The 9,496-nt window shown below is 70.3% G+C and carries 9 protein-coding genes; 7 read left to right on the top strand and 2 right to left on the bottom strand.

Annotated elements, in window-relative coordinates; genetic code table 11:
* The first annotated feature begins 41 nt into the window (after positions 1-41).
* From cysC to FOE67_RS08130, 3 genes are read left to right on the top strand one after another with little or no spacing between them, the layout of a single operon-like run.
* Positions 42-602: an adenylyl-sulfate kinase gene (cysC, locus tag FOE67_RS08120; RefSeq protein ID WP_182661970.1), complete on the top strand. Its 561-nt coding sequence runs from the start codon at positions 42-44 to the stop codon at positions 600-602.
* Entirely contained in the window at positions 599-1,528 is a 930-nt protein-coding gene (gene cysD, locus FOE67_RS08125) for a sulfate adenylyltransferase subunit CysD (protein ID WP_182661972.1), read from the top strand. Before cysC ends, cysD begins: the two co-directional genes overlap by 4 nt.
* A 2-nt stretch (positions 1,529-1,530) precedes the next feature.
* Positions 1,531-2,877, top strand: a complete 1,347-nt coding sequence (locus FOE67_RS08130; RefSeq protein ID WP_182661974.1) for a sulfate adenylyltransferase subunit 1 — start codon at positions 1,531-1,533, stop codon at positions 2,875-2,877.
* 116 nt (positions 2,878-2,993) lie between these two features.
* Here FOE67_RS08130 and FOE67_RS30005 read toward each other — a convergent pair whose 3' ends face one another.
* Positions 2,994-3,122: a hypothetical protein gene (locus tag FOE67_RS30005; protein ID WP_267133313.1), complete on the bottom strand. Its 129-nt coding sequence runs from the start codon at positions 3,120-3,122 to the stop codon at positions 2,994-2,996.
* A gap of 1 nt (position 3,123) precedes the next feature.
* Here FOE67_RS30005 and FOE67_RS08135 point away from each other — a divergent pair, with 1 nt between their 5' ends.
* The 4 genes from FOE67_RS08135 (at position 3,124) to FOE67_RS08150 (ending at position 8,799) form a co-directional block, all read left to right on the top strand.
* Positions 3,124-3,273, top strand: coding sequence for a hypothetical protein (locus FOE67_RS08135; protein ID WP_182661976.1), 150 nt, complete (start codon positions 3,124-3,126; stop codon positions 3,271-3,273).
* 218 nt (positions 3,274-3,491) lie between these two features.
* Positions 3,492-5,741, top strand: a complete 2,250-nt coding sequence (locus FOE67_RS08140) for a TOMM precursor leader peptide-binding protein (RefSeq protein ID WP_194444056.1) — start codon at positions 3,492-3,494, stop codon at positions 5,739-5,741.
* A 132-nt stretch (positions 5,742-5,873) separates the two neighbouring features.
* Positions 5,874-7,361, top strand: coding sequence for a SagB family peptide dehydrogenase (locus FOE67_RS08145; RefSeq protein ID WP_182661980.1), 1,488 nt, complete (start codon positions 5,874-5,876; stop codon positions 7,359-7,361).
* 196 nt (positions 7,362-7,557) lie between these two features.
* The gene (locus FOE67_RS08150; RefSeq protein ID WP_228473676.1) at positions 7,558-8,799 is read left to right on the top strand and encodes a sensor histidine kinase; all 1,242 of its coding nucleotides are present in this window, start codon (positions 7,558-7,560) and stop codon (positions 8,797-8,799) included.
* On the opposite strand, the gene FOE67_RS08155 is transcribed toward FOE67_RS08150, so the two are convergent.
* On the bottom strand, positions 8,741-9,379 hold the full coding sequence (locus FOE67_RS08155) for a response regulator transcription factor (protein ID WP_194444057.1): 639 nt from the start codon (positions 9,377-9,379) through the stop codon (positions 8,741-8,743). The genes FOE67_RS08150 and FOE67_RS08155 overlap by 59 nt on opposite strands.
* Positions 9,380-9,496: the final 117 nt, after the last annotated feature.

Raw genomic sequence — 9,496 nt, forward strand, 5'->3', positions numbered from 1 at the left:
CCTCCGTCCCCCTCCCCCGCTCCGGCGCCGACCCCGGCCGCATGTCGCCGACCCCGTCCTGCAACTGTTTCCCCGGCGCGACCGTCTGGCTGACCGGCCTGCCCAGTGCGGGCAAGTCGACCATCGCGCAGGCCACCGCCGCCCTGCTGCGGCAGCGCGGCCGCCGCTCCGAGGTGTTGGACGGCGACGAGATGCGCCGCACCCTCAGTCTGGAACTCGGCTACTCCCCCCGGGACAGGCAACGCAACGTCGAGCGCATCGGCCGCGTCGCCGAGGTCCTCTCCCGCAACGGCATCACCGCCCTGGTACCGGTGATCGCTCCGTACGCCCGGGTGCGCGACCTGGTCCGCTCGTGGCACGAGAAGAGCGACACCGCGTTCCTGGAGATCCACGTCGCGGCCCCCGTGGAGGTGTGCGCCGAACGCGACGTCAAGGGCCTGTACGCCCGTCACGAGGCCGGCGAGATCAGCGGGCTGACCGGCGTCGACGCCCCGTACGAGAAACCCATCGCCCCCGACCTGCGGATCCGTTCCCACACCGAACCGGTCGAGCGCTCCGCCGCGGCCGTACTGAAACTGCTGATCGAAAGGGGCCTGGCATGACCATCCTCACGACGGAGCCCGTCACGCTCCCGTCCTCGCTGTCCCATCTCGATACCGTCGAGTCGGAGGCCATCCATGTGTTCCGCGAGGTGGCGGGTGAGTTCGAGCGTCCGGTGATCCTGTTCTCCGGCGGCAAGGACTCCATCGTGCTGTCGCACCTGGCGCTGAAGGCGTTCGCGCCCGCCCCGATCCCGTTCACGCTGCTGCACGTCGACACCGGGCACAACTTCCCCGAGGTCCTCGACCATCGTGACCGCACGGTGGCCCGACACGGGCTGCGGCTGCACGTCGCCCGCGTCCAGGAGTACCTCGACGACGGGCGACTGAGGGAACGCGCGGACGGCACCCGCAACCCCCTGCAGACCGTTCCGCTGTTGGACGCGATCTCCCGAGGGAGGTACGACGCGGTCCTCGGCGGCGGACGCCGCGACGAGGAGAAGGCCCGGGCCAAGGAGCGGGTGTTCTCCCTGCGCGACGGGTTCGGGGCCTGGGACCCACGACGCCAGCGCCCCGAACTGTGGGCGCTCTACAACGGCCGGCACGCCCCCGGCGAACACGTGCGGGTCTTCCCCATCTCCAACTGGACCGAGCTGGACGTCTGGCAGTACATCCAACGCGAGGGCATCGAGCTGCCGTCGATCTACTACGCCCACCACCGCGAGGTCTTCGCCCGCGACGGCATGTGGCTCGCCCCGGGCGATTGGGGCGGCCCCCGGGACGACGAGCCGACCATCACCAAACGGGTCCGCTACCGCACGGTCGGCGACATGTCCTGCACCGGAGCCGTGGAGTCGACCGCCGACACCGTCGAGGAGGTCATCGCGGAGATCACAGCCACCCGGCTCACCGAGCGGGGCGCCACCCGCGCCGACGACAAGCTCTCCGAAGCCGCCATGGAAGACCGCAAGAAGGAGGGTTACTTCTAGTCATGGACATCATCGACACGCCAACCGGTGGCCTCACCCGCCCCGCGGAACCGGCAACGGACGCCGCCCTCCCGCCCACCGGGACCCTGCGGTTCGCCACGGCGGGCTCGGTGGACGACGGCAAGTCCACCCTGGTGGGACGGCTGCTGCACGACTCCAAGTCCGTGCTCGCCGACCAACTGGCCGCGGTCGAGGCCGTATCGCGGCAACGCGGTCGACAGGCACCGGACCTCGCCCTGCTCACCGACGGTCTGCGCGCCGAACGCGAGCAGGGCATCACCATCGACGTGGCCCACCGCTACTTCGCCACACCCCGACGCCGCTTCATCCTCGCCGACACCCCGGGGCATGTGCAGTACACCCGCAACATGGTCACCGGCGCCTCCACCGCCGATCTGGCCCTGGTGTTGGTCGATGCCCGCCACGGGGTGGTCGAGCAGACCCGCCGACACCTGGCGGTCGCCGCGCTGCTGTGCACCCCGCAGGTCACCCTGGTGGTCAACAAGATGGATCTGGTGGGGCATTCGGAACAGGTCTTCGCCGATATCGCGGCCGGGTTCGCCCGCTGCGCCCGCTCACTCGGGGTGCGGGGAGTGACCGCCATCCCGGTTTCCGCGCTCGACGGCGACAATGTCGTGAGGCCCTCCGACACCATGGGCTGGTACGCGGGCCCCACCGTTCTCGAACACCTGGAGACGGTGCCCAGCGGTGTCGATCCCCGCACGCAGGCGACCCGGCTGCCCGTCCAGTACGTCATTCGTCCGCAGAGCGGTGTCCACCGCGACTATCGGGGGTACGCGGGCCAACTCACCTCCGGGGTGCTGCGGGTCGGCGACCGTGTCACCGCGCTACCCGCCGGGCTGAACAGCACCATCACCGCTATCGACACCCCGGCCGGTCCGGCCGGGGAGGCCCGGGCGCCGCAGTCCGTGACGGTCCGGCTGGCCGACGACATCGACGTCTCCCGCGGCGATCTCCTGGCCCCGGTGGCAGGCGCGCCGCGCCTCACCCGCCGGCTGACGGCCACCGTCTGCCACCTGACGGAACGGCCCCTCCGTCCGGGGCAACGGGTGCTGCTGCGGCACACCTCCCGGACGGTCCGTGCCGTGGTCGAGTCGATCGATTCCCGACTCGATCTCCGGGACCTCGCGGAGAAGCCGGGCGCCACCACCCTGGAGGTCAACGACATCGGCCGGATCACCGTACGGACCGCCGAGCCGCTCGCCCTCGACGGCTACACCGAGCTCCGGCGCACGGGAGCGTTTCTGCTGATCGACCCGGAGGCCGGCGACACCCTGACCGCCGGTATGGCGGACGCCCCGGAGCCCGAGCACGCGGAAGGGGCGTGAGGTTCCGCGCACGGTAACCATGAGAACTTCACGACCACCCGGTGAGGCCGGCACTGGTGGTGGAACCGGGCTCCCGGAAGACTCTTACCCGTCAGCTCACAGGGTCTCACCGTGAGTCACCGATCGGGGGCGGCGAAGCCGCCGCGCAGCACCACACGCCGCCCCGCGGGACCACGGAGCTCCACCACCCGCAGGCCCGCCCGTACGCAGCCGTTGCACCGTCTCCTCCGAGGAAGGGTCACCATCATGAACTCCACCGCCGGCGCCACCGTTCTCTCCGCCGTCGTCGAGACCGCGGCCGTCGACACCCTCGTCATCGAGGACTTCGGGCAGCTCGCCACCGAGCCGTTCCAGCCCGCCACCTGCATCTGCTGGACCGACGCGACGGCCGAGTGACCCGGGGCGGTGACGGGGCGGGGCGGGTGCGGCGTCGCCGCGGGCCCCGTGCGGATCCGCGGCGGTGCCGCACCCGCCCCGTGCCGTCACCGCGCCGTCCGACGCGACGCCGAGCCGGAAGAACACACCGCGTACCGATCACCGGGGACTCCGTCACCGTCCCGGGACAGAGACGAGGGGACACAACAGCAGTGGACACGCCACGCACCACTCCGGGGTTGACGTTCAAGCGCCATCTGACAGCCGAGGTGTTGCCGGGAGAAGGGGTGTTCCTCGTCTCCGAACGCGGGGTCACCGTACTCCGCGGAGCCGGCTCCGCCGCGCTCGTTCCCCTGCTCGACGGCACCCGCACCCTGGACCAGCTGGCCGCCGATGCTCCGGAGGACATCCCCCCGGGGCAGGTGCGTCAGGTGGTCGGCAGGCTGCTGGAGTCCGGCCTGCTGACCCACCGGACCTCCGACGCCCGGGACCCCTCCGACGAGGCGTTCTGGGACCTGGTGGGGTTGGACGGTCCCGAGGTCGTCCACCGCACCACCAGCGGCACCGTCTCGGTTGCCGCGCTGGGCGCGCACGCCGTGGGCACCGTGCCGGGGATGACCACGGCGCTCACGGACGCCGGGTTACAGCTTCATCGGCAGGGTGAGGACGATACGGACCCCGTGCTCACCGTGGTGCTCTGCGACACCTACCTCGACCCCGGGCTCTCCGCCCTGGACGCCGCCCACCGGGCGACGGGCACACCGTGGCTGCTCGCTCGCCTGGTCGGACAACAGCCCTGGATCGGTCCGGTGTTCAGGCCGGGAGAGGGTCCGTGTTGGCACTGCGTCGCCGAGTCGCTGAGACGCAACCGGCCCGCCGAGACGTATCTGGGCAAGGCTCTGGGACGTCCCGTCAGCAGTCCGCCCTCCGGACTCACCGCGGGGCGCTCGGTCGGACTGCACCTGACCGCCCTGGAGGCGGTGAAATGGTTGGCCGGCCAGCGCCATCCGGGGCAGTCCGCGCTGTGGACCATGGACACCCTCACCCTCGCCGGGCAGCACCACCCGCTGCGGAGACGGCCGCAATGCCCCTCCTGCGGCGATCCCGACCTGGCCAGTCGCCAGGTACTGGCCCCCTTCATCCCCACCAGCCGCCCCAAGACCGGCACCGGCACCGGCGAACGCGCGGTCTCCGCGGAACGGATGCTGGCGCGACACGGCCATCTGATCGACCACCTGACCGGCCTCGTCAGGGAGATACGCCGGGACCATCGGGGCCCCGAGTTCCTCAACTGCTTCCACTCCGGGCACAATCCGGCCGGCGATCCCTCCGGACTGGCCCTGGTACGTGCCGGACTGCGCAGCCACAGCTCGGGCAAGGGCACCACCGAGACCCAGGCCAGGGTCAGTGCCCTGTGCGAGGCGGTGGAACGGCACAGCGGCTACTTCCAGGGCGACGAACCGACCGTACGCGGCAGCTACCGGGAACTCGCCGACCGGGCGGTACACCCCGATTCCCTCCAGCTCTACCACCCCCGTCAGTACGCCGACCGCGCCGAGTGGAACGCCAACCACAGCCCGGCCCACCACGTCTGCGCCCCCTTCGACGAGACCGAGCCCGTCGACTGGACCCCGATGTGGTCACTGACCGGGGAGCGGCACCGCCTCGTCCCCACCGCGCTGCTCTACTACAACGCCCCGCCCAGCGGGGACCGCTTCCTCGCCACCTCCAACGGCTCGGCGGCGGGCAGCTCCCGCGAGGACGCCCTCGTCCAGGGCTTCCTGGAACTCGTCGAACGCGACGCGGTCGCGCTGTGGTGGTACAACCGCACCCGTCAGCCCGGCGTGGACCTCGACGCGTTCGAGGACGAGTGGATCTCGCGAGTCCGTCGCGGCCACCGGGAACTCGGTCGGCGCCTGTGGGTCCTGGACCTCACAGGAGATCTGAACATCCCGGTCTTCGCCGCGCTCTCCCGTCGCGTCGACAAACCGGTGCAGGACATCACCCTCGGCTTCGGCGCCCACCTCGACCCCCGGATCGCGCTCCGACGCGCGGTGGCCGAACTCAACCAGATGCTGCCGCCCGTCGCCGGGGTCGACGCCGACGGCACCGGCTACAGCTGTGACGACCCCGCCGTACTGGACTGGTGGCACACCGCCACGGTCGAAAACCAGGCGTACCTGTTGCCCGATCCGATCCCGCCGGCCCGCACCCCGGCCGATCATCCGTACACCCCGCGCCACGACCTGGCCGAGGATGTCGCGGACATCGGCGCCCTCGTCGGGAACGTGCTGGACAGCGAACTCCTGGTGCTCGACCAGACCAGACCCGATGTCGGACTGCCCGTGGTCAAGGTGGTCGTGCCGGGGCTGCGTCCGTTCTGGACCCGCTTCGGTCCCGGCCGGCTGTACGACGTGCCGGTCCGGTTGGGGCGGCGCTCCACACCCGTCCGTTACGAGGATCTGAATCCGATACCGCTCTTCCTCTGAGCGCGTCCCTCCGGGCCCCGGGCACCCTCCCACTTCCCATCCCCTTCCTCTTTTTCCTTCTTTTCCCCTTTTTCCTCTTTTTCATCTTTTCGCCCTCCCCCACACACGTCGGCGCCGTACCCCGAGGTCTCCATGACAGATGTCCCGCTTCCCTCCGCCCCACCGCGGTCCACCCTGGTCCAGCTCTGGGCCCTGCGGGAGGACACCGGCTTCCGGCCCGGCGGGGAGAGGTCGGGGGCCGGGGTCGTCACCACGCCCTGGGGAGACGTATGCCTGGACAACGAGCCCCCGGTGGTCGCCCGGGCGCTGGAGCGCATGACCTACGGCCCGGTGTCCCTGGACAACGTTCTGCCGGGCTTCGGCGATGCCGCGGCGGACCACACCGACCCCGCGCCCCTCGCGGCCGACCACACCGCGCTGAGAGCCGTGCTCGCCTCGCTCCAACACGTGGTGATCCGTACTCTCGCCACGCCCACCGGCGACCATGTGCTCACCGTGGTGCCCATGTCCCGCCGGGCCACCTTCGCCCCTGCGCCGCCGGCCGCCGACACGGTCCACCGAATGTCCCGGTTCGTTACGCTGCGTGCGGGTCCCGAGGGTTGGCTGGTGGAGTCACCGCTGTCGCCGCACCGGGTGATCCTGCACTCATCCCCGGCGGATCGGCTGGTCAGCTGCTACACCCGTGCCCGCACCGTGAGCGAGGTCGCCGGGATCCTCGACCGGCCGACCTCCGAGACCGCGCTGCTGGTCGCCCATCTCGCGGAAGCCGGCATGCTCGTCCCCGGAACCGCCCGGCCCGGATCCACCGGTCCGGTCGTCTTCGCCGAGGACCAGGAGCCGCTGGCGCACTGGTCCCCCCGGGAGCTGCTGGTGCACCAACGCAGCCGCCCGGGAGCCCACGACGAACCAGTGGGGCCCACGGGAGAGTTCCGTGCCGAGGAGAGGCGCACCACCGGCCCCGCCCGAGGGGGACGGGCCATCGCGCTCCCCGTCCCGGACCGGGAGCTGATCCGCGCGTCGGACCCGAGCCTCGGTGAGGTCATGGAGGCTCGTCGCTCGGTACGTCCGGACGACGGTCGGCCTTTGAACCTCGAGGAGTTGGGCCAGTTGCTGCACCGGTCGGCCGCTGTCGGACCGAACAGCGGTCGCCCCTATCCCAGCCTCGGCTCCCGCTATCCCCTGGAGCTGTATCTCACGGTCACCGATGGTGGAGAGCTGCGGCGCGGCGTCTATCACTACGACCCGCACACGCACACCCTCGCCCCGCTGGACACCGCTCCGGAACTGGTCGATGAGCTGCTCACCGAGGCGGGCGACAACGCCGGGCTGTCCAAGGAACCCCCGGTGCTGATCAGCATGACCGCCCGCTACCACCGGCTCGGTGCCTCCTACCGGGGCACGGCCTACAGCGCGCTGTTGAAGGAGGTCGGGGCGTTTCAACAGACCCTTTACCTGGTGGCGACCGCCATGGGGCTCGGGCCCTGCGCGCTGGCGTTCGGCGACACCGAGACCTCTGCCCGGGCATTCGGGCTGGACTGGTTGGAGGAGCCGGGCGTGGGCGAGTTCGTGATCTCCGCGTTGCCCGGGGCGGGGGTCCGCCCCGGGTCCGGGCCCCGTTGACCCCTTACCAAGTCTTTATGCGATAAGCCGACTTCGCGACTTCACTCACACGCGCGCTGCCCGGGATCTCCGCGTATGGTGCACACCGGCAGAAGTCCCGTTCGAGCGGAGGTGGCGCATGCGATGGAATCGTGCTTCGTTCGCGGAGGTGGTTTCACGTCAAAGGCCGGTGAGCAACGTCGAATTAGCTCCCAGGATGGCCACCTCCATCACCACCGTGGTCATCCTGTGCTTCCTCGGCGTCGCACTGACCTACGCGATCGAGGGCGGCTTCTCGGCGGTTGAGATCACCCTCTGCGTCCTCCTGATGATGCTGCTGCTCTTCCTTCAGCTCTGCCACTCCTTCCCCACCTGGTTCCCCCGGGTATCGGCGCACCCACGCACCACTTTGATCCTCCAGACAGTGCTGACCTTCGCGCCGTTCACCGTCTTCGGAATCGCCTGGCTCGGTATGCCCGGCTTCCTCGCCTCCTCCTGTCTGCTGCTCCTCCGGCCCGGACTCGCCTGGCCCGCCTTCGCGCTGGTCATCGTGGCGACGGGGGTCGCGCAGTTCGCCGTCGGGTACGGCGTGGAGAGGCTGGGGTACAACATCGTCGCCACCGGGCTGACCGGTCTGGTCGTCTACGGACTGAGTCGGCTGACCAGCCTGATCAATGAAGTGCAGGCGGCCCGGGACGAATTGGTGCGAATGGCACTCGCCCGGGAGCGGATCCGCTTCGCCCGCGACCTCCACGACCTCCTCGGCTTCAGCCTCTCCACCATCGCGCTGAAATCCGAGCTCGCCCACCGCCTGATCAAACGGGACCCGGAGCGCGCCGAGACGGAGATCATCGAGATCGTCCGGGATGCCCGGCAGGCCCTCACCGAGATGCGCTCGGTGGCAGGCAGCTACCTGCGGATGAGCCTGGAACGCGAGCTCGACGCCGCATCCTCCCTGCTAAGGGCGATGGGCATCCATGCCGAGATGCGGATCGAGGTGGGAACCCTGCCACGGGACACCGACTCCACCCTGGCCACCGTGCTCCGCGAAGGGGTCACCAACGTACTGCGCCACAGCAAGGCCCAGGAGTGCCGGATCGAAGTCACCACCGACGAGCGGGGCGTACGGCTGAGCATCGCCAACGACGGTCTCCGCGACGCCGGAACCGCCCACTTCACCGATTCAAAAACCGCCCCCCGGCGTCCGGGGGGCGACTCCGCCGCTCCACCGGACACTCACCCCGCGGAGACCACCGGCGGGAACGGGCTGAGCAACATCGCAGCCCGTGCCCGGGCCCTGGGCGGCGATCTCCGTGCAGGCGAACGGGCCGACGGATGGTATGAGTTGACGGTCCTGATCCCCGTCGCGCAGGGAGACCGGGACCCGTCCGACGGGTCGGTCACAGCCAGCCGGAATCCCTGGCGATCCGTACCGCGTCCATCCGGTTCCGAGCGTTGAGCTTGGTGACCACCGTGGTCAGGTAGTTCCGCACGGTGCCCGTGGACAGAAACAACGCCCCCGCGATCTCCTGCACGTCCTCACCCTGAGCCGCCAGCCGCAGCACCTCGGTCTCCCGCGAGCTGAGCGGGCTGTCACCGAGTTGCAGCGCCGCGAGCGCGAGGCCCGGGTCCACCACCTTGCCCCCAGCCGCCACCTCCCGGATCGCCGCCGCCAGCCGGTCCGGGTCGGTGTCCTTGATCAGGAAACCGGACACCCGGGCGTCCAACGCGCGCCGCAGGGTGCCCGGTCGGCCGAGCGTGGTGAGGATGACCGTCCGGCACTCCGGCAACTTCTCGTACAGCTGACGCGCGGCCGTGATGCCGTCGATACCCGGCATGTCGATGTCGAGCACCGCCACGTCGGGGCGGTGCTCGAGGGCCAACGGAAGGACACTGTCCCCGTTGTCCGTCTCGGCCACCACCTCGATCCCCACCTCCAGTTCGAGGAGCGACACGAGGGCTCTCCGCAACATCAGCATGTCCTCGGCCAACAGAATTCTGACCACGGTGCCCCCGACATCCTCGTGGCGCTCAAGCATCCTTGCGTTGATTATGACTGTTGCCGGGGGGAGTTGAAAGACAAGGACTGCTCCCGCTCCCCGGGGCGGGAGTGGCCGGGTTCGACACGACGCGCGCCCCCGCCCCGGGGAGCGGGA

The organism is Streptomyces calidiresistens, from assembly GCF_014141525.1.
Taxonomy (GTDB): domain Bacteria; phylum Actinomycetota; class Actinomycetes; order Streptomycetales; family Streptomycetaceae; genus Streptomyces; species Streptomyces calidiresistens.